Source organism: Streptomyces xanthii, assembly GCF_014621695.1.
GTDB lineage: Bacteria > Actinomycetota > Actinomycetes > Streptomycetales > Streptomycetaceae > Streptomyces > Streptomyces xanthii.
Window position 1 is genome coordinate 5,560,978 of record NZ_CP061281.1, and the last position, 22,090, is coordinate 5,583,067.

Below are 22,090 nucleotides of genomic sequence, written 5' to 3' on the forward strand. Positions count from 1 at the left end.
GCGGGTCAGGGGCGGCCCCAGCCATGATCCGCCGGACAGCTCCTAGGCGTCGGCGGCGGTGTGGGCGGCGAACACCTCCCGTATCGCCGCCAGATCCACCGGGCGCTCGTAGTGGTCCCGCGCCCAGTCGCGGAACGCCTCCGGGGTGCCGTCGACGACGAGACGCAGCAGCCAGGCCGCGCCGTCGGAGTCCGGCTCGCCCTCCGGGAACGTGATGTCGCCCGTGTGCCAGCGGGAGTCGCCGGTCTCGCGCCAGATGCAGGCGGTCACCAGCGGGATGTGCTCGTCGTTGAACGCGGGCTCGTCCACGTACGGCCGGAACACGTCCGGGACGGAGTCGAGCACGCCCGGCCACGGTCTCTCGTCGTCGGTCGTGTACGGGCTCATCCACGACTCGTGGTCGAACACCCGGACGTAGACCCCGGCGGGGGAGAAGACGACCGCGGCGTCGTCGCCCGAGCCGTTGACCACGAGGAACACGTCCTCGCCGGCGCCGCCCCAGCCGGCCTCGTACACGTGACAGGGATACCTGCCCGACGGGTTGACGACGGCCTCCGCCGCCGCGACGGCGCGGCAGCGGGCCTGGAGGGTCGGGATGTCGGGCAGCCGGCGGGCCACGTCAGGTGCGCTCATGAGGAGATTTGAGCACGGGCCTCCGACAGCGCCTCCTGCGTCACCTGTGACGGTGTGCGCGGGCGGCCGCGCGGCGGATGTGCCCCGCCAGGGCGCGAGACCGCGCGCAACCGGTCGCGGCCCCAGGCCCGAACCCCCGGCGGAAAGGGGTGTCCGCCGGGGCAGCCGCCCGGCGGCAGGGGCGGGCATGATGGGCCCCATGTCCGCAACGCCCGCGCCCGAGACACCCGCGACCGCCCCGAGAGGCACCCGCACGGGCCGCCCCCGCGTCACCTCGCGCGAGCAGATCGTCGCGGCGGCCCGCCGGCTCATCGACGAGGACGGCTGGGAGAAGCTCTCCATGCGCCGGCTCGCCGCGGAGCTCGGCATCGGCGCGACGACCCTCTACCACCACATCGAGGGCAAGGACGACCTCCTCGTCCTCCTCCTCAACCACTACGTCGAGCAGATCGAGCGCCCCGCCCTGCCGGAGGCCCCGCGCGAGCGCGTCGTCGCGGCCGCCGCCGCGATGCACGACGCGCTCGCGGCCTGGCCCTGGGCCGCCGAGATCCTCACCGCCGACGGCTTCGTCGGTCTGCTCGACGAGTCCGCGCTGTGGATGGTGGAGGCCGTCCTCGCCGCCGCCCAGGACCACGGCTGCACCCCGGACCGCTCCGTCGAGGTCTTCCGGCACCTCTGGTACTACACGGTCGGCGAGATCCTCGTCCGCGCCCACTCCCCGCACCGCCGCACCGACCGCACCCCGGCCGCCTTCCGCGCCGCCTTCGACGCCGACCGCGTCCCGCACCTCGCCGCCGTCGCCCCCCGCTGGGCCGGCCTCTGCGCCCGCGACACCTACCCCGAGGGGCTGCGGACCTTCGTCGACGGACTGCTCGGCCCGGCCGGAGGCTGAGCGAGCCGGAGGATCAGGCCGCCGGGTGCCGGAAGACGACCTCCGGGTTCGCGGCCGTGGGGCCGTCGAGCAGCGGCGCGGACACGCCCCGCAGATGGAGGTCGAAGAACGCGGCCACGTAGGCGCTGGTGATCTGCCGGCTCCGCGTGCCCGAGAGCGGCACCGACGGGTCCGGCAGTCCCAGCTGCTCCGCGACATAAGGCAGGTCGGTGAAGGTGTAGTGGCCGGAGCCGGTCACCGTCAGCCACCGCTTCCAGCCGTCGAGCCGGGACCAGGCGGCGGGCCAGTCCGTGCCCGGCGAGCCCGGGGCGTGGGTGTCCGCGGTGCCCATCATCAGGAACGGGCGCCGGCCGAGCCCGGCACCGGGCTCGGGCAGGTAGAAGTCGCCGTCCAGGTTCACCCCCGCCCGCACGCGGTCGTCGGCGGCCATCGTCGCCGCCGCGGACGCGCCCCCGATCGAGTGCCCGGCGGCCCCGACCCGCCGGAAGTCGATCATGCGGGACACGGCCCCGGCCCGGTGCGGATCGGCCAGCTCATCGAGTACGAAGGACAGGTCGGCGGCCCGGTTGCGTACGGCGGCCGCCCGCGCCACCGGGTCGTTGTCGACCGGCTCGCACGCCGCGCACGGCAGGATCCGGTGCCCCGGGTACTCGGTGGCGACCGACTCGTACGCGTGGTCCACGGTCGCGACGACATAGCCGCGGCTCGCGAGCTCGTCGGCGAGCGAGGTGAGCGTGGTGCGCGGCATCGAGAAGCCGGGCGAGAGCAGGACCAGCGGGTAGCGCCCCGGTGCGGGGGCCGCCGAACGGTACGCGTGGGTGCGGATCCCTGCGACGGTCTCGGCCCGCACCAGATCGCCGAGGCCGCGCGCCGCCAGCAGAAGCCGGGCCTCCTCGACGGTCATGTACGGCGCGGCCGCGCCCCGGGCGGCCCGGGCCGGATAGGACAGGGACACCATCAGCTCCCGGCCCCGCGCCTTCGGCACCCACAGGTCCTGACGGCTGCGGTCGACGAGGTGCAGCGTGCGGCGCCCCACCGGATGCGCCCCGCCTGGAACCGGCAGTTCCGGGACGGCGGCGTCCGGTGACGGCGACGGTGACTGCACGGCGGCGTCCGACGTCGGGGCGGACACGTGGGCCCCGAGTGACGGGGACGGAGACGCCGCGGCGGTCGCGGCGGCCGGGAGGAGCGGCACGGACAGGGCGAGGGCGAGGGCCACGGTCACGGCGGACCGGCGCGAACTGATCGTCATGCAGGGGAAGTTAGGCCCCGCAGCGGGGCCGGGTCGTCAGCGCCCGGGGGGACCTGCGCGTAGTACCACGGGGGGACCGCCACCGCCCGGACGGCACCCCGGGCCCACGGGCGGCGGCCGCCCCGGCCGGGCCGTATCGTCGCACCCGTGGAGCTCAGACACCTCACCGGATTCGTCGCCGTCGCCGAGGAACTGCACTTCGGGCGGGCCGCCGAGCGGCTGCACATCGCCCAGTCGCCGCTGAGCCAGCAGATCCGGCTGCTGGAGCGGGACCTCGGGGTGCGGCTCTTCGAGCGGACCACCCGGACCGTGCGGCTCACCTCCGCCGGACAGGCCCTCGTGGAACCGGCCCGGCGGCTGCTCGCCGACGCCGCCGCCCTGCGCCGCACCGTGCGCGCCGCCCAGCACGGCGAGACCGGCCGGGTCACCGTCGGCTTCGGCGGCGCCAGCGCCTACGCCGCGCTGCCCGCCCTGACCCGCGCCGTGAACGCCGAACTCCCCGGCGTCGAACTGGTCCTGGAGGGCCAGATCTTCACCGGCGAGGCGCTCGCCCGGCTCACCGACGGCACCATCGACCTCGGCGTCGCCGCCCTGCCCGTACGCCGCGGCATCACCGCCCGCGTCGTCCGCGCCGAGCCCCTCGTCTGCGCCCTGCCCGAGGACCACCCGCTCGCCGCCCGGGACGGGGTGACCTTCGCCGACCTCGCCGACGAGCGCGTCGTCACCTTCCCCGTCGCCCGCGGCTCCGCCGTGCGGGAGGCCATGGTGCAGGGCTGCCACGACGCCGGGTTCGCCCCGCGCATCGCGCAGGAGGCCCCGGACTCGTACAACCTGCTCGCCCTGGTCGGCGCCGGGGTCGGGGTCGCCGTCGTCGTCGGCTCCGCGCGCTCGATCCATCTGGAGCACGTCGTGTTCCGGCCCCTCGTCGGCCCCGGCGTGCCCGTCCTGCCGATCGCGCTCGCCTGGCGCACCGGCAACGACAGCGCCGCCCTCGCCGCCGTCCTGGAGATCGCCGAGCGCGTCCTCCCGACCCCGGCGGATTATGTGGCGTAGCGGCACACTGCGGTCCGGAATCGGTCTTGGACAGCACTTAATCCCCGGGGCAGAGTGAACGCCATGCCCGATCCGCAGCCGCAGCCGCAGCAGCCCCAGACGCAGGCACGGCGGCCCGCCGCGCCGCTCGCCGGGATCAAGGTCGTCGACCTGTCCAAGATCCTCGCGGGGCCGTACGCCACCATGTCCCTCGCCGACCTCGGCGCCGACGTGACCAAGGTCGAGCACCCCGAGGGCGGCGACCCGACCCGCCGCTGGGGCCCGCCCTTCCAGGGCGAGGACGCCACCTACTACCTCGCCGCGAACCGCAACAAGCGGTCCGTCACCCTCGACCTCAAAACGGCGGACGGGCAGGCGGCCGTGCACCGGATGCTCGCCGACGCCGACGTCCTCGTGGAGAACTTCCGCCCCGGCAGCAGCCTCGCCCGCCTCTTCGACTACCGCGAACTCACCGCCCGCCACCCGCGCCTGGTCGTCCTGCACATCTCCGCCTTCGGCGAGAGCGGACCGCTGCGCGACGAACCCGGCTACGACATGGTCGCCCAGGCCGCCGCCGGCCTCATGTCCCTCACCGGCGAGACCGACGGCCCGCCCGTCAAGGCGGGCTTCGCGATGGGCGACCTCGGCGCCGCCCTCTTCGGCCTCATCGGCATCACCTCCGCCCTCGTCGAACGCGCCCGCACCGGACGCGGCCAGTACGTCACGACCTCCCTGTACGAGACCCAGCTCGCCCTGCACGCCAACTGGGCCACCGCCCACTTCGCCACGGGGGAGCGGCCGACCCGGCTCGGCTCCGGGCACCCGAGCCTCGTCCCGTACCAGGCCTACGAGGCGTCCGACGGACACTTCGTGATCGCCGTCGGCAACGACGCGCTGTTCCGCCGCCTGGGCGAGGCGCTCGGCCTGGACGCCCTCGCCGACGACCCGCGCTACGCGACGAACGCCGCCCGCGTCGTCAACAGGACCGAACTGAACGAGCAGTTGGGCCGCGCGCTGAAGGGCGACACCGTCGCCGGATGGTGCGAGCGGCTCAAGGCGGCGGGCGTGCCCGTCGCGCCCATCCGGCATCTCGACGAGGTGTACGCCTGCCCGCAGACCGAGGCGCTCGGCATGGTCCAGGAGGTGGACCATCCCACCGCCGGACGCTTGCGCCAGGTCGCTTTCCCTGTGAGTTTCGACGGCGTACGCCCCGCCGTACGCACCGCACCGCCCCTGCTCGGCCAGCACGACGACGACCGTAACCAGCCTTGACCAGCCGTCACCAGCCTTGACCAGCCGTCAACAGCAGTCACCAGCCGTCACCAGCAAGGAGTCTGAGACCCTCATGGCGTTCCCCGCGCTCGACCCCGTCGACCCGCTGAACCTCGAAGCCCTCCTCACCGACGAGGAGCGCGCCGTGCGCGACACCGTGCGGCAGTACCTCGACGACAAGGTCGAGCCGCACATCGCCGAGTGGTTCGAGAACGGCGAGATGCCCACACTGCCCGAACTCGCCCGCGAGTTTGGCAAGATGGGCCTGCTCGGCATGCACCTGGAGGGGTACGGCTGCGCCGGCATGTCGGCCCGCGCCTACGGCATCGCCTGCCGCGAACTGGAGGCCACCGACTCCGGTCTGCGCTCCTTCGTCTCCGTGCAGGGCTCCCTCGCCATGTTCGCCATCCACCGCTTCGGCTCGGAGGAGCAGAAGCAGGAGTGGCTGCCGCGGATGGCCGCCGGCGAGGCCATCGGCTGCTTCGGGCTCACCGAGCCCGACCACGGTTCGGACCCGGCGTCCATGACGACACGGGCCCGGCGCGACGGGGACGACTGGATCCTCGACGGCCGCAAGATGTGGATCACCAACGGGTCGGTGGCCGCCGTCGCCGTCGTCTGGGCGCGGACCGAGGACGGCGTACGCGGCTTCGTCGTGCCGACGGACACGCCCGGCTTCTCGGCGCCGCTCATCAAGCACAAGATGTCGCTGCGCGCTTCGGTGACCAGTGAGCTGGTCCTGGACGGGGTACGGCTGCCGGCCTCCGCGCAGCTGCCCGAGGCGCGGGGTGTCGGGGCACCGCTGACCTGCCTGAACGAGGCCCGGTACGGCATCGTGTGGGGCGTCACGGGTGCGGCCCGTTCGGCCTGGCAGGCGGCGCGTGACTACTCCCTCCAGCGGGAGCAGTTCGGGAAGCCGATCGCGGCGTTCCAGCTCACGCAGCAGAAGCTGGTCGACATGGCGCTGGAGCTCCACAAGGCGACGCTCACCGCGCTGCACCTCTCCGCGCTGAAGGACTCGGACGCCGGCGTCCACCCGGCCCAGATCAGCTTCGGCAAGCTCAACAACGTCCGCGAGGCCATCGAGATCTGCCGCACCGCCCGGACGATCCTCGGTGCCAACGGGATCTCGCTCGAATACCCCGTCATCCGCCACGCCAACAACCTCGAATCGGTCCTCACCTACGAAGGCACCACGGAGATGCACACCCTGTCCCTGGGTCAGGCCCTGACGGGCCACGCCGCGTTCCGCTGACCGGGCTCCGCCCCCGCCGCCGAGCCCTGGCGGGGGCCACCCGTGCCCCCCATCTCCGCGCCCCTGCGGGGCCCTCCCCCTCCGGCACCTCTAGCCTCCGGCACCTCTAGCCTCCGGCACCTCCCGCGTCGGGCGCCTTCCGCGTCGGGCGCCTCTAGCCTCCGGCGCCTCCCGAGTCCGGCGCCTCCCGAGTCCGGCGCCTCCCGCCTCCGGCGCCTCTAGCCTCCGACGCCTCCCGAGTCCGGCACCTCCCGCCTCCGGCGCGGGGAGCCTCTCCCATAGCCCGGCCCCTGCTCCCACCCACCCGCCCCCTCCGGGGGCGTCGGCCCGGCGCCCGGCCTCGGGTAGCACGCCGGCCCTCGGCGTGGGTTCTGGTTGCCTCACCTTGGGCCGCCCGAACGCCGTCGCCGGCTGCCGCGCCGTTGTGGCTGGTCGCGCAGTTCCCCGCGCCCCTGACGGGGCGCACCTGCCCGGCACCTCTCCCCTCCGGCTTGCAGCCTCTTCCCTCCCGACCCGGCGTCTCTCTCTCGGCTTCCTCCCGACCTGGCGCCTCTCTCATGGCCTGCCGCCTGCTCCCGCCCACCCGCCCCCTCCGGGGGCGTCGAGCCCGGCACCCGGCCCCGGGCAGTACCCCCAGCCGGGGGGTGTTCCAGACTCCCCGTCTTGAGGCCGCACCCCAGCCCCGGGTACGTGTTCCGGCCGACCCAGCCTTGGGCAGTCTGCCGCCTGGGGCGGCACGGGTGGGCAAGGCGGCACCCCGGTGCCGGGTGCGTGATGGAACGGGCCTCGCCGTAGGTGCCGAGTGTCGTCGCCGGCTGCCGTGCCGTCGTGGCTGGTCGCGCAGTTCCCCGCGCCCCTTGCGGGGCGCATCTGCCCTCGCGTTGATCGCGCTCACGTGGCGGAGCCGCAGGTGGACACAGCCCTGTGTCCCTGACAGGGCATGTCTACCTCGCCCTGATCGTTGCCGGCGGCCGAGCTGCCGATCGATCCAGTGCCGCGCCCCCGTGCCGGGCCGACGCCCCTGGAGGGGGCGGGTGGGTGGGAGCGGGGCTGGGCCGATGGCAGGCACCCCGGTGCCGGGTGCGCGATCGGTCGGCCTCGGCTCCAGCGCCGGCGCCGTAGGGGCCGAGCGTCGTCGCAGGCTGCCGCGCCGTCGTGGCTGGTCGCGCAGTTCCCCGCGCCCCTTACGGGGCGCATCTGCCCTCGTCTTGAGTGCGCTCACGTGGCGGAGCCGCAGGTGAATGCAGCCCCCGGAACGGAATCGTGCCGTCGGCGGGGGGTGGCGGTCTCGCTCGTGGGTGCGGGCCCCTTCACATGGGGGGCTCGGAGTGTCAGTATCTGATGGGTCGTCAGGTAATGGATAAGCGTAGGTGCTGGCCTTCAGGAAGGGTCCCGTAGCCATGAAGTCGTACATAGTCGGCGTCGGCATGACCAAGTTCGAGAAGCCGGAAAGCCGCGACTGGCAGTACTGGGACATGGCGAAGGAGGCGGGGGAGGCCGCGCTCGCCGATGCCGGGGTCGCGTACGAGGACGTGCAGCAGGTGCCGGTCGGATACTGCTTCCAGGCGTCCACGGCCGGCCAACGGGCCGTCTACGAACTCGGGTTGACCGGCGTCCCGGTCTACAACGTCAACAACAACTGCGCGACGGGCTCGAGCGCCCTGATGCTCGCCCGCCAGTTCGTCGAGAGCGGCGTCAACGACTGCGTCCTCGCCCTCGGCTTCGAGAAGATGCAGCGCGGGGCGCTGGGGGGAGGGGCCGACGGCGGGGACTTCAAGACGTCACCGGTCGCCCGTCACTACGGGATCATGGCCGCCCGCCACGGCTTCGAGATGAGCCCGCCCACTGCCCAGATCTTCGGCGACGCGGCCCGCGAGCACATGGAGAAGTACGGCACGACGCCCGCCCAGCTCGCCGCCGTCGGCGCCAAGAACCACCGCCACTCGGTGAACAACCCCTACGCCCAGTTCCAGGACGCGTACACCGTCGACGAGGTCCTCGCCGCGAAGACGATCCACCAGCCGCTCACCAAGCTGCAGTGCTCCCCGACCTCGGACGGCGCCGCCGCGGCCGTCGTCGTCTCCGAACGCTTCGTCGAGGAGCGGGGCCTCGGCGACAAGGCCGTCGAGATCACCGCGCAGGCGATGACCACCGACACCGAGGAGTCCTTCGCGTCCGGCTCCTGCATCGACGTCGTCGGTCAGCCGATGTCCCGCGAGGCCGCCCGCCAAGTTTACGCCGCCTCCGGACTCGGCCCCGAGGACCTCGACGTCATCGAGCTGCACGACTGCTTCTCCATCAACGAACTCCTCACCTACGAGGCCCTCGGCCTGTGCGCCCCCGGCGAGTCCGGCAAACTCGTGGAGTCCGGCGCGACGACGTACGGCGGCCGCTGGGTGGTCAACCCGTCCGGCGGGCTGATCTCCAAGGGCCACCCGCTCGGCGCCACCGGCATCGCCCAGGCCGCCGAACTCACCTGGCAGCTGCGCGGCACCGCAGGAGCGCGCCAGGTCGAGGGCGCCCGCGTCGGCCTCGCTCACAACATCGGCCTCGGCGGCGCCGCGGTCGTCACCCTCCTGCGCCGCCCCTGACCCGCCGGAAGCCTCGGACGGCGCCGGGCCACTCGTCGGCCAGGGCCGCCATCAGCACCGCGTCCCGCCAGTGCCCGTCCCACAGTTCGGCCTGCCGGCGTACGCCTTCAACGACGAAACCGGCCTTCGCGTACACGTGCAGGGCCCGCTCGTTGTCCGCGTACGCCTCCAGCTGGATCCGGTGCAGCCCGGCCGACTCGAACCCGTACCGGACGACGAGCCGCAGGGCCTCCGAGCCGAGCCCGCGGCCCCGGCCGCGCGCCCCGATCGCGGTACGGAACGTGGCGCAGCGGTGCTCCGGCTCCCACTCGTTGAGGACGACCTCACCGACCAGCTCGCCCGTGGCCCGGTCCGTCACGGCCAGGTCGAGCCGGTCGGTCTGCGCGGCGCGCGAGCCGTACCAGGCGCGCAGCCGCTCCCGCGTGAACGTGCCGCCGCCCGTGAACCGTTCGACCTCCGGGTCGCCGATGACCCCGGCCATCACGACCGCGTCGTCCTCGGTGAACGGGCGCAGCAGCACCTTCTCGCCGGTCAGCACGGGCTTGTGGGTGAAGACGGTCCGCGTCGGAGCCGGAGGTGTCGTCATCCGGCGCATTCTGGTCCGGGTGTCGTTCCACGGCCACGGAATTACACGCGGCCGTATTACACGCGGCCGTGCAACGACACCCGGTTCAGTCGTCCAGCTCGCACTCGAGGTCCTCGCGCACCTCTTCCAGGCGCGTCTCCCAGAAGTCGGAGAAGTCCGGGCCCTGGCGCAACCGGTTGAGCACCGAGGTCAGCTCGTCCAGGCCGTCCAGCGCGGCCTGCGGCTCGGCGTCCTCGAACGTCCGTCGGTACAGCGTGAACACCCCGAGCGCGACCAGGAACTCGGGGACCGAGTCCGCGGCGTAGCCGCCGTACCCGGCCGCGTGGTCCCAGCCGTCCGGGTCGTACACCTCCACGGTGCCGCTGTCACCGCACACCATGAGGTGCAGCACCCCCCAACCGGTGCCGATGCAGTACGAGTAGCGGCTCGGCGGCGAGTCGTCGTCCGGGGTGCGCTCGCCGAACAGCTCGTCCGGGTCCGCCTCCCACATGCCTTCGTCGGTGAGCTTCGCCGAGTCGTAGTCGACGGCGCCGAGCCGTACCGCGGGGACGCCGACCTCGGTGAGGAAGGCCCGGGTCGGCTCGTGGGTCAGCGCGGCGGGCAGGTCGGCGGGGGAGGGCCGCCACAGGCTGCCCGCGCCGAAGCAGGACTCCAGCCAGGCGGCTGAGGGCTTCCCCGCGGCCAGTTCGGAGAGTTCGGCGAGTCCGGAGAGTTCGGTGGTGGAGATCACCGGGACACCCTAGAGACGCGTACGCGAGCGCCGGGACCTAGGTCCCGGGACGTATGACCTGTGACCCACCCCAGGTGCACCGAAATCCTGATGTACGGGGCGTCGGCGGCCTGGGACCATGACACTCATGCTGCGAACGCCCGCCGGCTCCACCGGCTCCGACACCGAGATACGCACGGCCAGGCCCGCGCCGCCCGCCTGGCTGGTCGTGGCGGTGGCCTGTGCCGGACAGTTCCTCGTCGTCCTCGACGTGTCCGTCGTGAACGTCGCCCTGCCGTCCATGCGCACCGACCTCGGGCTCAGCGCCGGCGGCCTGCAGTGGGTCGTCAACGCGTACTCGATCGCCTTCGCCGGGTTCATGCTGCTCGGCGGCCGGGCCGGCGACCTCTACGGGCGCAAGCGGATGTTCCTCGTCGGGCTCGGCCTGTTCACGCTGGCCTCCCTCGCCGGCGGGCTCGCCCAGGAGGGCTGGCAGCTGCTCGTGGCCCGCGCCGTGCAGGGCCTCGGCGCCGCCGTCCTCGCCCCCTCCACCCTGACCCTGCTCACCGCCGCCGTGCCGGAGGGCCCCGCGCGCGCCCGCGCCATCGCCACCTGGACCGCGGTCGGCGCGGGCGGCGGCGCCGCGGGCGGACTCGTCGGCGGCGTCCTCACCGAGGCGCTCGACTGGCGCTGGGTCCTGCTGATCAACGTGCCGCTGGGCGCCGTCGTCCTCGCGGCCGCCGCCCGCTGGATCCGCGAGTCCCGGGCCGGCGGCGCCCGCCGGCTCGACCTGCCCGGCGCGGTGCTCGTCACCGCCGGCACGGCCGTCCTCGCCTACGGCATCGTGCAGACCGAGGCGGAGGGCTGGGGCGCGGTGGGCACGCTCGTGCCGCTGGCGGCCGGCGTGCTGCTCATCGCGGCGTTCCTCCTCGTCGAGGCCCGTACGAAGGTGCCGTTGATGCCGCTCGCCCTGTTCCGGGTGCGGCCCGTGGCCGTCGCCAACGCGGCGATGTTCGTGTGCGGCATGGGCAGCTTCGCCATGTGGTTCTTCATGACCCTCTACGCGCAGAACGTGCTCGGGTACACCCCCGTCGAGGCCGGGCTCGCCCTCGTGCCCAGCTCCCTCGCGGTCGTCGCCGGATCCAAGCTCGCGCCGCGGCTGATGCGGAGGATCGGGGCGCGGAACGTGGCGGTGCTCGGGGTCGTGACGACCGCCGCCGGGTTCTTCTGGCAGTCGACCATGACGGAGCAGGGGGTGTACGTGACGACGATCATGCTGCCCGGGATCGCGATGATGGCCGGCGCGGGGCTCGCCATGACGCCGCTCGCGTCGCTGGCCACGTCGGGGGCGGCGGCCTCGGACGCGGGGCTCGTCTCCGGGCTCGTCAACACGTCCCGCACGTTGGGCGGGGCGTTGGGGCTCTCGGTGCTGTCCACGGTCGCGGCGAGTCGCTCCGCGGGTCGGTCGGATCCGGCGGGCCTCACCCATGGGTACGCCGGGGCGTTCCTCTGGGGCGGGTCCATATTGCTGGTGGCGCTGGTCATTCTGATCGCGGGGCTGGCGGGAGGGCGCGGCAAGGCGTCTGCCGAGTAGCTGTCGCGTTGCCGGGTGCGTGTTTCGTCGTGGCTGGTCGCGCAGTTCCCCGCGCCCCTGAAATGCAGACGCTTCGCGTCGCATTTCTCCGATGAAGGCTGAACGGCGAAGCCGTTCGCCTTCAGGGGCGCGGGGAACTGCGCGACCAGCCCCCACCGGGGGCGCGGCGGCCGACGGTCAGAGCCACCCCCGCTGCCGCGCCTCCCTGACCGCTTCCATCCGATTCCGCGTCCCGGTCTTCCCGATGGCCGACGAGAGATAGTTGCGCACCGTCGACTCGGACAGGTGCAGCTTCCCGGCGATGTCCGACACGGTCGCACCGTCCACCGACGCGCGGAGCGCATCCGCCTCGCGCGCCGTCAAAGGACTGGGCCCCGCCGAGAGCGCCGCCGCGGCGAGCGCCGGGTCCACCACGGTCTCCCCGCGCAGCACCGCCCGGATCGCCTCGGCCAGTTCCTCCACCGGCCCGTCCTTGACGAGGAACCCGGCGGCACCCGCCTCCATGGCCCGCCGCAGATACCCGGGCCGCCCGAACGTCGTCAGGATCAGCACCCGGCAGTCGGGCACCTGTTCGCGCAGGTCGGCCGCCGCGTCCAGCCCGCTGCGGCCCGGCAGTTCGATGTCCAGGAGCGCCACGTCGGGCCGGCACTCCAGGGCCTTGTCGACGATGACGTCACCGGCCGCGACCTGCGCCACGACCTCCAGATCCGGCTCCAGGCCGAGCAGCAGCGCCAGCGCGCCCCGCATCATGCCCTGATCCTCGGCGAGCAGCACCCGCACGCTCTTGGCGGGCCGGTGGTCCTGCGGCATCTCGGTCACAGGGGAGAGATTACGGGCCGGGGGCGCGTCCGGCGCGTTCAAGCCCGCTCCGCGAGCGCCGCGTCCGGCGCCGACTCCGGTTCACCGGACGGGAGTTCGGCCCGTACGACGAACCCGCCGCGTGGCCCCGGCCCGGACTCCAGCGAACCGCCCGCCGTCGCGAGCCGCTCGGCGAGCCCCTTGAGTCCGGTCCCGCCGACGGCGCCCGGCGCGGGCGCCGCCTCGCCCACCCCGTCGTCGGAGACCCGCAACCGCACCCGCTCGCCCGAGCCGTCGACGGTGATCGTGCAGCGCCCGGCGCCGCTGTGCCGCACCGCGTTGGTGACGGCCTCCCGTACGACCCAGCCGAGCAGCGCCTCGTTCTGCGCGGACAGCGGCGTCCCCGACTGCCGTACGACGGGCTCGATCCCGGCCGCGGTCAGCGCCGATCGGGCCCGGTCCAGTTCGGTGGCGAGGCTGCCCTCGCGGTACCCGGTGACGGCCTCGCGGATCTCGGTGAGCGCCTGCCGGCCGACCGCCTCGATGTCGGAGACCTGCTCCAGGGCCGCGTCGAGTCCGTGCGGGGCGAGCCGCCGGGCCGCTTCCGCCTTCACGACGATCACCGACAGGGTGTGCCCGAGCAGATCGTGCAGGTCGCGCGAGAAGCGCAGCCGTTCCTTCTCGACGGCCTGCCGCGCCAGTTCCTCGCGGGCCGCCCGCAGGTCCCGTACGGCCTCGGACAGGGACAGGATCGCGGCGGTCACCATCGTCGACAGGAACGTGCCGTACGCGACGCCGATCGCGCCCCAGCCGTCGCGCAGTCCGGCGACCACCGCCGAGAGCACGGTCAGCGCGAGCCCGATCCGCCCCAGGTGCGGGCCCCGGGCGACGGCGCCGACGGCGAGGCCGAGCAGCGGGAAGAACGCCAGCCAGCTGCCCCCGTACACGCCGACGAGGCCGCAGGTCAGCAGCGTCATGACGACGAGCGCCAGGCGGGTCGACAGGGCCTTGCGGGTCTGCGGCCGGAACGCGCGGAACACCACGAAGATGTAGAGGGAGTTGAAGGTCAGCAGGCCCACGCCGCCGATGACCGGGTCGGTGGACTTGTCCGAGAAGAGGTTGGACAGGGCGCCCATGCCCATGAGCAGCCAGGGCAGCAGGGCGAAGCCGTTGGGCGCGGGGGCCATCTCCTCCGGCGGCCGGCCCTCGCCCCTGGCCCGCCGCTCCGCCTTCACCCGCCGGTGCTCCTCCTTCGCGTACGCGTGCTCCGTCTTCCACACGTCCAGCGACCGCCGCCACGCGGTCCAGCCCCGGCGGATCCTCGTCCCGGTCATGTCCCCGACTCCCCGTCCCGATCCGATTCAGATGGTGCGCGCGGCCCTGCGGTACGAGACCACAGCGTACGAACCGAAGGCCAGCAGCCAGGCGGTCAGGACGGCGAGCGCCGCGAGCGAGGGCGCGTGCCCGTCGGCGACGGCCGTGCCGAGCTGCGAGAAGCGGTTGGTGGGCGTGAAGGAGGAGACCCGCTGGAGCCAGTCGGGGAACAGGGTGACCGGGAACCACAGGCCGCCGAGAACCGCGAGGCCCAGATAGCAGAGCATGTTGATGCCGCCCATGGCCTGCGAGGTCATCCGGTAGCCGTTGCCCAGGCCCAGCATCGTGAACGGCAGCGAGCCCAGCCACAGCACGAGCGCGATCACCGGCCACTTCCACCAGTCGAGCCGTACGCCGTTGACCAGCGCCCCGGCCAGCATCACCGCCGCGATGGCGGGCAGCACCGTCACCGCGCCGGTCAGGGCGCGCCCGATCACGCCCTGACGTGGGGTCATCGGGGTGATCCGCAGCTGCCGCAGCCAGCCGATCGCCCGGTCCTCGGCGACCCCGCCCGCCGTGTTCAGCGCCGCGCCGAGCGCCCCGTAGGCCGCCATGCCGATCATCGAGCCGGTCTTCCATGTGCCGTCCACGTCACCGAGGTTGGTGAACAGCAGGTACATCATCACCGGCATCGCGACCGAGCCGATCACGAACCGGCCGTCGCGCAGGGTGCGCCGCACTTCGAGCCGCAGGTAGTCCCACATGTCACACACGCTCCAGGTCGCGGGGGTCCGCGGTCAGCGCCATGAAGGCGTCGTCGAGGGAGGCCGGTGCGACCTCCAGGTTCCGTACTGCGTCCAGCGCGGCCAGCGCCATGACCGTCGCGTCCGGGTCCTCGGTGCGCAGCCGGGCCCGCTCGCCCGTCACCTCGACGGACACCACGCCCGGCAGCAGCGCCAGGCCCTCGGTGCCGCGCCCGGCCAGGTCGAAGCAGACCAGGCTGCCGCCGGCCGCCCGGCGCAGCTCCTCGCCCGTGCCGTCGGCCACCACCCGGCCGTGGTCGATCACCACGATCCGGTCGGCGTGCGCGTCGGCCTCCTCCAGGTAGTGCGTGGAGAACAGGACCGTGTGGCCGCGCCGCGCGTACGCCCGCATCGACGCCCAGAACGCGTGCCGCGCCTCCACGTCGAGGGCGGCGGTCGGCTCGTCGAGGACGATCAGCGCCGGGTTCCCGGCGAGCGCCACCGCGAAGCGGACCCGCTGGGTCTGGCCGCCCGACAGCTTGTCGACGCGGCGCCCGGCCAGCTCCTCGATCCCGGCCAGGCGCAGCGCCTCGCCCACGTCCATCGGGTCCGGGTAGCGCCCGGCGACGAAGCCGACGAGCTCGCCGACCGTCACCCGGGGCACCGCCTTGCCCTCCTGGAGCATCGCGCCGACGCGGCCGGCCCGCACCGCGTCCTGCGGCGCCCCGCCGAACAGTTGGACCCGGCCCGCGTCCGGCTCGTCCAGGCCGAGCAGCAGGGAGATGGTGGTGGACTTGCCTGCGCCGTTGCGGCCGAGCAGCGCCACCGTCTCGCCGGGCGCGATGGTCAGATCAAGCCCTGCCACGGCCCTGACCTCGCCGAACGTCTTGACGGCCCCCGTGAAGGACACGGCGGGCGCGGGTCCCGGGCCGGTGTGTGTCGTCTTCGTCGTCATACCCACGACGCTACGGAGCGGGGGCGGCCCCGCGGCAGATCCGCTTGTCCGGACATCGGCAGTACAAATGTCACCGCCACCGTTTCTGACGCCACGTCAGAAATGCGGGCCCCGACCCTTCCCAACCTCCGCCGCCTTGGCTATACATGAGGATCGCCGGACGGAATGAAACAGGTTCTAGAACCGGCCCCTGGCGACCTCGGCGCGACCGACGGTGCGGACGGCCGCGCCGAGGTCTTTCACCACCCGCACCATTCGGCACGACCCGCACCATTCGGCACGACCCGTACCACCCGGCATCACCCGCACCGCCAAGCACCACCCGTACGACCCGTACGAGACGTACGACGTGAGGAGCGCTCGCCCCATGCCCATCGACGCCGCGAAGGCCGTAGCCGCCGAGCCCCGGTCCGCCGAGATCACCTGGGACCACAAGGACATCCAGCTCTACCACCTGGGCCTCGGTGCCGGAGTCCCCGCCACCGACCCCGACGAGCTGCGCTACACCCTCGAGTCGAAGCTGCACGTCCTGCCCAGCTTCGCGACCGTCGCGGGCGCCGGCATGGGAGTCGTCGGCGGCCTGTCGAGCCCCGGGGTCGAGGTCAACCTCGCCCACGTCCTGCACGGCGGCCAGACCATCGAGCTGCACCGGCCGATCCCCGCCAAGGGCAAGGCCACCTCCACCTCCCGCGTCGCCGCCGTCTACGACAAGACCAAGGCCGCCGTCCTCGTGCTGCGTACCGAGGTCGCCGACGAGGACGGCCCGCTGTGGACCAGCGACGCGCAGATCTTCGTCCGCGGCGAGGGCGGCTTCGGCGGCGACCGTGGACCCTCCGCGCGCCTGGAGGTCCCGGACCGCGCGCCGGACCGCACCGTCGACCGGCCGATCCGCGAGGAACAGGCCCTCCTCTACCGCCTGTCCGGGGACTGGAACCCGCTGCACGCCGACCCCGAGTTCGCCAAGCTCGCCGGCTTCGACCGGCCCATCCTGCACGGCCTGTGCTCGTACGGCATGACGCTCAAGGCCGTCGTCGACCACGCGCTCGACGGCGACGTCTCCCGCGTCACCCGCTACAGCACCCGCTTCGCCGGTGTCGTCTTCCCCGGCGAGACGCTGCGCGTGCGGATGTGGCAGGAGCCGGGCCGGGTCCAGGTGACGGTCTCGGCGGTGGAGCGGGACGAGGCGCCGGTCCTCGCGGACACCCTCATCGAGCACAGCTGATCGAGCACAGCTGACAGAAGGCATCAGTACCTCACCGGGTACTCAGGCGAAGGAGCCGCACCCATGCGAGCAGCCGTACTGCACGAGATAGGCCAGGACAAACTCGAGGTACTGGACGACGTCGAGGCGGTCGGCTTCGGTCCGGGGAAGGTGAAGATCCGGGTACGGGCGACCGGCCTGTGCCACTCCGACGTCTCCGCGATGAACGGGGTGCTGCCGCAGCCCGCCCCGTTCATCCCCGGCCACGAGGGCGCCGGCGAGATCCTCGACGTCGGCGACGGGGTCACCCACGTCAAGCCCGGCGACCGCGTCCTGATGTGCTGGCTGCCCTCCTGCGGCGCGTGCCCCGCCTGCAAGCGCGGCCAGACCCAGCTGTGTCTCGCCGGGTTCATGAACGCGGGCACGCCCAACTTCAAGCGGCCCGGCGGCGACGTGTTCGGCTTCGCCGGGACGGGGACCTTCGCGGAGGAGGTCGTCGTCGACGCCGGGTGCGCCGTGCCGATCCCCGACGACGTGCCCTTCGACATCGCCGCGCTCATCGGCTGCGGCGTGACGACCGGGCTCGGCGCCGCGGTCAACACGGCGGACGTGGAGGCCGGTTCGTCGGTCGCGGTCATCGGCTGCGGCGGCGTCGGCATCTCGGCGATCCAGGGCGCGCGGCTCAAGGGCGCGGCCCAGATCGTCGCCGTCGACCCGGTCGCCTCGCGGCGGGAGGCGGCGCTCAGGTTCGGGGCGACCGAGGCGGTCGCGCCGGACGAACTCGCGGACGCCAAGCAGCGGATCACGGCGGGGGAGGGCTTCGACTACGTCTTCGAGGTCGTCGGCAAGTCGGCCACGGCCCGGACGGCGTACGAGACGACCCGGCGCGGCGGCACCCTCGTCGTCGTCGGCGCCGGCGCCCTCGACGACTTCCTCCAGCTCAACATGTTCGAGCTCTTCTTCGACGAGAAGCGGATCCTGCCCTCGATGTACGGCGGCGGCGACGTCCTCACGTCCTACGAGCGCGCGATCGCCCTCTGGCGCGCGGGCCGCATCGACCTGGCCTCCCTCATCACCCACCGCGTCCCCCTGACGGACATCAACGAGGCCCTGAACCAGATGCGCACGGGCGTAGCCCTGAGGACCTGCATCGAGCTGTAGCACCACCCGCCCCGGCCCCTGGGGCGCACGGAGTGCGCCTTCAGGGGCGCGGGGCCGCATCGATCAGCGGCTCCGCCGCGGGGCGCGAGAAGCCCACCCCCTGGGGCGCGCGAAGCGTGCTTTCAGGGGCGCGGGGAACTGCGCGAGAAGCCCCACCGGGCCCGCACCCGGCATTCAACAAGACACCCCACGGCGCTCAGCCGTGCCCTGACACCCCCCCCACGACGACACCCGCACAGCCAGACGGACAAGGAGCCCCACCATGGACCAGCCGCTCAAGGGCCGCACGGCAATCGTCACCGGAGGTGCCCGCGGCCTGGGACGGGCCGAGGCCCTGGAACTGGCCCGCCTCGGCGCGAACGTCGTCGTCAACGACTTCGGCCAGCCCGGCCGGGACGGCTCCGGCGCGGCCGACACCAGCCCCGCCGAACAGGTCGCCCAGGAGATCCGCGCGGCCGGCGGCGACGCCACCCCGCACACCGGAGACGTGGCCGACCACCAACAGGCCGGAGAACTGGTCCAGTTGGCCGTCGACACCTACGGGCAGCTCGACATCCTGGTCAACAACGCCGGCATCCTGCGCGACCGCATGATCTTCTCCATGTCGGAGGACGAGTGGGACTCGGTCATCCGCGTCCACCTCAAGGGCCACTACAACACCACCCACTTCGCGGCCCGCCACTGGCGCGAGCGCTCGAAGACCACCGGCGCCCCGGTCTACGGCCGCATCGTGAACACCTCCAGCGAGGCCTTCCTCGCGGGCTCCGCCGGCCAGCCCAACTACGCCGCCGCGAAGGGCGGAATCGTCGGCCTGACCACGTCCACCGCCCTGGCCCTGGCCAAGTACGGCGTCACCGCGAACGTCATCTGCCCACGGGCCCGCACCCGGATGACGGAGGACGTCTTCGCCGGGTTCGCCCAGCCGGACGAGGGGCTCGACCCGCTGGCCCCCGAACACGTCGCCCCGCTCGTCGGCTATCTGTCATCGCCCGCCGCGGCGAACATCAACGGCCAGCTCCTCGTCGTGCACGGCGGCATCGTCGTCGTCGTCGACCGCCCCCGCGTCCAGGCCAAGTTCGACACCGCCCACGAGGCGTTCACGTACGACGAACTGGACGCGCTGCTCACCCCGCACTACAAGGACCGCCCCGCGAACGAGACCTTCGCCGCGGCGGAGATCCTCGCCCTCAAGCACGACTGACAACGCGGCCTGCAGGAGGCCCGACGACACGGCCGGCACGACGGCCGACACGACGGCCGACAAGACGAACGGGCCCGGCGACATCCACGATGTCGCCGGGCCCGTCACACATTCCGCACCGAAGCGGAGCGCCTACGCCTCGTCGGCGCGCGCCCCCCGGTGCCGCCCGCGCGGCTGCGACTGCTCGTGGCCGCCGTCGTGCTGCGCGGACGAGGAGACCGCTCCGCGGTGCCGGCCGGAGCCGGATCGTTCCTGCTCCACCGTGTGCGTCGCGGTGTCCGTACCGTTGTCTTCCGTCATGAGAGAGCTCATGGCGTAACCCCGAATCCCCGTTGTTTCGAACAAGATCCTTCTGATGCAGCCGGGCGAGTCTAACCAACCGCCGGACGCCCGCCGAGGGGCGCCTGCCCCAACGGCACCGGCCGCTGCGCCGCAGGTGCCTGCGGGGCCTGTACGACCGGTTCGCGGGGCTTCGGCGGCTCGGGTGCGGGGATGCGCGCGAGCCCGCACGACACGTCGTCCGTGACGTACGGCAGCGCCAGGACCCCGTCCCGCGACCAGAAGCCCGTACCGGCCAACCACCCTACAGGCGCAGCCAGTTGATGCAGGTGCGACACGGCGGGACGCCACACGCCGAGCCATGGCGCCCCGCCCTCGGTCCCGGCCGGCCCGTCGATGCGCAGCGCCACCGCGCAGCTCTCGGGCAGCAGGGTCTGCCCGGGCTGGACGGCGAACGGGGTCAGCGCGCAGTCCGCGAGCCGCAGCGCCTGCGGGAAGCGGATCGGCAGCGTACTGCCCAACACGCCCCAGCCCAGCCGGAGTTCGCCCGGAGTGGCGGCGTCCGAGCGGAGCAGGATCAGACCGCTGTCGGGGTCCGCGAGCAGCAGCCGGTCCTCGCTCTCCTCGGTGATCTGCAGCAGCGGCGACACCTCGCCGTCCCGGTCCAGATCCACCGCGACCGTCTTCACCGGGCCGTCCCCCTCGGCCGGTTCCCGGTCGAGCGCGAGGAGCCGGCCGGTGCGGTCCAGCCACACGCCGCCCGAGCACCGCCCCGGCACCTCGGCCACGTGCTCGGGCCCGAACGCCCCGCCCGCCACCCGCCACACGCCGGTGCTCTCCTCGCCCGGGGCGAGTGCGTACGCGCACCGGCCGTCCGGCGCGGGCGGCAGCAGGGTCAGTTCGCCGCACTCCACCGCCCCCAGCAGCACCTCGCCGGTGCCGGGGCCCGTCGGGTAGAGCAGCGAGAACAGGTGGCGGCCGTCCGCCCGCCGCCGCACCAGCACCCGGCCGTCGGCCAGCGGCAGCACCGCCGTGTCCGGTTCCTCCGGCTGGTTCGTCGGCAGCGGCACCGCGTACGGCTCCGGTCCGTCCAGCGTCCAGCGCTCGGGGAACCAGGAGGGGGCCGCGTCGTCCGCCCCGTCGTGCGCGAGCCGGGCCGCGTACGACCCGTCCGCCGTGATCACGCATCCGGTGCGCGGCGGCTCCGGCCGCGTCCCGGTCGTGGGCTCGATCGCCAAGGCCGTCATGGATCTGTCACCTCCGGTTCAGTCGCCTCCGGTCGTCCGCGGTCGAAGCTAGTTTTCGCACGTACCTCCGTGGCACCGGGCGCCCGGCGCTTCACCCCAAAGGGTGGCGAAGCGGCGAATTCGCTGAGAGTGCTGTGCCGGGTGTGCTCACGGGGTGCGGCCGGGGCCGGAGAGGGCGGTCATGGACGTGGATGTAAGGTTTGCCTAACCAAACCCTGTGGGTGTGCGGAGGTCCGTACGCCCACACCCCCGTGACCGCTGGAGCCGAGCCGAGATGTCCATACGCCACCACCGCACCCGGATCGTGGCCGCCGCCGTCACCGCGGCCGCCGCCCTCACCCTCACCGCCTGCGGTTCCGGCGACACCGGCGGCTCCGGCGAGAAGGACGCCGACGGCGCGGGCTCCAAGGCCGTCGCCCAGGGCGGCGACGACTTCTCGAAGGCCGCCGAGCAGACCGCGAAGATGGGCACGACCGCGAAGGCCGGCCAGTTCCCGCGCACCGTCACGCACGCCATGGGCAAGACCGAGCTGAAGGCGAAGCCCCAGCGCGTCGTCGTCCTCGACGTCGGCGAGCTCGACAACGTCGCCTCCCTCGGCGTCAAGCCCGTCGGCTACGCCCCCACCGAGGGCGACGAGGGCATCCCGGCCTACCTGAAGAAGGAAGCGGGCAACCCGAAGAACGTCGGCACGATCAACTCCCTCAACCTCGAGGCGATCGCCAACCTCAAGCCCGACCTGATCCTCGGCAGCGAGCTGCGCGCCGCCAAGCTCTACCCGCAGCTCTCCAAGATCGCCCCCACCGTCTTCTCCATCCGCCCCGGCTTCACGTGGAAGGAGAACTACCTCCTCAACGCCTCCGCCCTCGACAAGAGGGACCGGGCCGAGGCGAACCTCGCCGCGTACGAGAAGGACGTGAAGCAGTTCGGCGCCGACGTGAAGAAGGCCAACGGCGGCAAGGCCCCGACCGTCACGATGCTCCGCTACATGCCGGACCGCATCCGCCTCTACGCCAAGGCCTCCTTCATCGGCACGATCCTCGACGACGCCGGTATCCCGCGCCCGAAGAACCAGCAGATCGACGACCTGGCGGCCGAGATCAGCCCCGAGAAGATCGACTCCGCCGACGCCGACTGGATCTTCACCGGCGTCTACGGCGACGCGAAGAAGACCCAGCGCTCGAGCGCCGAGGACAACCCGCTCTGGAAGAACCTGAAGGCCGTCAAGGACGGGCAGGCCAAGGACGTCCCGGACGAGACCTGGTACCTCGGCCTCGGCGTCACCGCCGCCCACGAGGTCCTGAACGACCTCCGCGGCGACCTCGTCAAGTAGCCGGGCTCCCGGTACCGGGCTTGGGGCTGGGGCACGCGGCGCAGG

20 protein-coding genes are annotated in these 22,090 nt (G+C 73.1%); 10 read left to right on the forward strand and 10 right to left on the reverse strand.

The genetic code is table 11. From position 1 onward, the window contains the following. Positions 1-42: 42 nt before the first annotated feature. On the reverse strand, positions 43-633 hold the full coding sequence (locus IAG42_RS25045; protein WP_188339209.1) for a hypothetical protein: 591 nt from the start codon (positions 631-633) through the stop codon (positions 43-45). Positions 634-832: 199 nt separating this feature from the next. On the opposite strand from IAG42_RS25045, the gene IAG42_RS25050 reads away from it, so the two are divergent. Further along, positions 833-1,525 carry a TetR/AcrR family transcriptional regulator gene (locus IAG42_RS25050; protein WP_188339210.1) on the forward strand — a complete coding sequence of 231 codons (693 nt, stop codon included), beginning with the start codon at positions 833-835 and terminating at the stop codon, positions 1,523-1,525. Positions 1,526-1,538: 13 nt separating this feature from the next. Here IAG42_RS25050 and IAG42_RS25055 read toward each other — a convergent pair whose 3' ends face one another. Continuing rightward, complete coding sequence (locus tag IAG42_RS25055; RefSeq protein ID WP_188339211.1) at positions 1,539-2,777, reverse strand: alpha/beta hydrolase family protein; 1,239 nt, start codon at positions 2,775-2,777, stop codon at positions 1,539-1,541. A gap of 147 nt (positions 2,778-2,924) precedes the next feature. Here IAG42_RS25055 and IAG42_RS25060 point away from each other — a divergent pair, with 147 nt between their 5' ends. The 4 genes from IAG42_RS25060 (at position 2,925) to IAG42_RS25075 (ending at position 8,927) form a co-directional block, all read left to right on the forward strand. After that, positions 2,925-3,830, forward strand: a complete 906-nt coding sequence (locus IAG42_RS25060) for a LysR family transcriptional regulator (protein ID WP_188339212.1) — start codon at positions 2,925-2,927, stop codon at positions 3,828-3,830. Between the two features lie 63 nt (positions 3,831-3,893). After that, on the forward strand, positions 3,894-5,081 hold the full coding sequence (locus IAG42_RS25065; RefSeq protein ID WP_188339213.1) for a CaiB/BaiF CoA transferase family protein: 1,188 nt from the start codon (positions 3,894-3,896) through the stop codon (positions 5,079-5,081). A gap of 73 nt (positions 5,082-5,154) precedes the next feature. Continuing rightward, on the forward strand, positions 5,155-6,336 hold the full coding sequence (locus IAG42_RS25070) for an acyl-CoA dehydrogenase family protein (protein ID WP_188339214.1): 1,182 nt from the start codon (positions 5,155-5,157) through the stop codon (positions 6,334-6,336). A gap of 1,400 nt (positions 6,337-7,736) precedes the next feature. Next, complete coding sequence (locus IAG42_RS25075; protein WP_188339215.1) at positions 7,737-8,927, forward strand: lipid-transfer protein; 1,191 nt, start codon at positions 7,737-7,739, stop codon at positions 8,925-8,927. On the opposite strand, the gene IAG42_RS25080 is transcribed toward IAG42_RS25075, so the two are convergent. Both IAG42_RS25080 and IAG42_RS25085 read right to left on the reverse strand, forming a co-directional pair. Beyond that, entirely contained in the window at positions 8,905-9,513 is a 609-nt protein-coding gene (locus IAG42_RS25080) for a GNAT family N-acetyltransferase (RefSeq protein WP_188339216.1), read from the reverse strand. The two genes, IAG42_RS25075 and IAG42_RS25080, sit on opposite strands and share 23 nt — an antisense overlap. Positions 9,514-9,598: 85 nt before the next feature. Beyond that, entirely contained in the window at positions 9,599-10,243 is a 645-nt protein-coding gene (locus IAG42_RS25085; RefSeq protein ID WP_188339217.1) for an SUKH-4 family immunity protein, read from the reverse strand. A 118-nt stretch (positions 10,244-10,361) separates the two neighbouring features. On the opposite strand from IAG42_RS25085, the gene IAG42_RS25090 reads away from it, so the two are divergent. Then, on the forward strand, positions 10,362-11,816 hold the full coding sequence (locus IAG42_RS25090) for an MFS transporter (RefSeq protein WP_394811247.1): 1,455 nt from the start codon (positions 10,362-10,364) through the stop codon (positions 11,814-11,816). Between the two features lie 177 nt (positions 11,817-11,993). Here the strand turns inward: IAG42_RS25090 and IAG42_RS25095 are convergent, their stop codons facing one another. The 4 genes from IAG42_RS25095 to IAG42_RS25110 are packed head-to-tail and all read right to left on the reverse strand — an operon-like array spanning position 11,994 to position 15,626. Further along, positions 11,994-12,626: a response regulator transcription factor gene (locus IAG42_RS25095; RefSeq protein ID WP_188341590.1), complete on the reverse strand. Its 633-nt coding sequence runs from the start codon at positions 12,624-12,626 to the stop codon at positions 11,994-11,996. A 47-nt stretch (positions 12,627-12,673) separates the two neighbouring features. Next, entirely contained in the window at positions 12,674-13,948 is a 1,275-nt protein-coding gene (locus IAG42_RS25100; protein WP_188339219.1) for a sensor histidine kinase, read from the reverse strand. Between the two features lie 27 nt (positions 13,949-13,975). Next, the gene (locus tag IAG42_RS25105; RefSeq protein ID WP_188339220.1) at positions 13,976-14,692 is read right to left on the reverse strand and encodes an ABC transporter permease; all 717 of its coding nucleotides are present in this window, start codon (positions 14,690-14,692) and stop codon (positions 13,976-13,978) included. A 1-nt stretch (position 14,693) separates the two neighbouring features. Continuing rightward, positions 14,694-15,626: an ABC transporter ATP-binding protein gene (locus tag IAG42_RS25110; RefSeq protein WP_188339221.1), complete on the reverse strand. Its 933-nt coding sequence runs from the start codon at positions 15,624-15,626 to the stop codon at positions 14,694-14,696. 367 nt (positions 15,627-15,993) lie between these two features. On the opposite strand from IAG42_RS25110, the gene IAG42_RS25115 reads away from it, so the two are divergent. The 3 genes from IAG42_RS25115 (at position 15,994) to IAG42_RS25125 (ending at position 19,189) form a co-directional block, all read left to right on the forward strand. Continuing rightward, complete coding sequence (locus IAG42_RS25115) at positions 15,994-16,848, forward strand: MaoC/PaaZ C-terminal domain-containing protein (protein ID WP_188339222.1); 855 nt, start codon at positions 15,994-15,996, stop codon at positions 16,846-16,848. Between the two features lie 63 nt (positions 16,849-16,911). Further along, a complete protein-coding gene (locus IAG42_RS25120) occupies positions 16,912-17,988 on the forward strand; it encodes a Zn-dependent alcohol dehydrogenase (RefSeq protein WP_188339223.1) in 1,077 nt (358 codons plus the stop codon). A 262-nt stretch (positions 17,989-18,250) separates the two neighbouring features. Beyond that, complete coding sequence (locus IAG42_RS25125) at positions 18,251-19,189, forward strand: 3-oxoacyl-ACP reductase (RefSeq protein ID WP_188339224.1); 939 nt, start codon at positions 18,251-18,253, stop codon at positions 19,187-19,189. A gap of 132 nt (positions 19,190-19,321) precedes the next feature. Here IAG42_RS25125 and IAG42_RS25130 read toward each other — a convergent pair whose 3' ends face one another. Continuing rightward, a complete protein-coding gene (locus IAG42_RS25130; protein ID WP_188339225.1) occupies positions 19,322-19,489 on the reverse strand; it encodes a hypothetical protein in 168 nt (55 codons plus the stop codon). A gap of 71 nt (positions 19,490-19,560) precedes the next feature. Beyond that, positions 19,561-20,715, reverse strand: a complete 1,155-nt coding sequence (locus tag IAG42_RS25135; RefSeq protein WP_188339226.1) for a hypothetical protein — start codon at positions 20,713-20,715, stop codon at positions 19,561-19,563. 274 nt (positions 20,716-20,989) lie between these two features. Here IAG42_RS25135 and IAG42_RS25140 point away from each other — a divergent pair, with 274 nt between their 5' ends. After that, positions 20,990-22,045, forward strand: a complete 1,056-nt coding sequence (locus IAG42_RS25140; protein WP_188339227.1) for an ABC transporter substrate-binding protein — start codon at positions 20,990-20,992, stop codon at positions 22,043-22,045. Positions 22,046-22,090 lie beyond the last annotated feature (45 nt).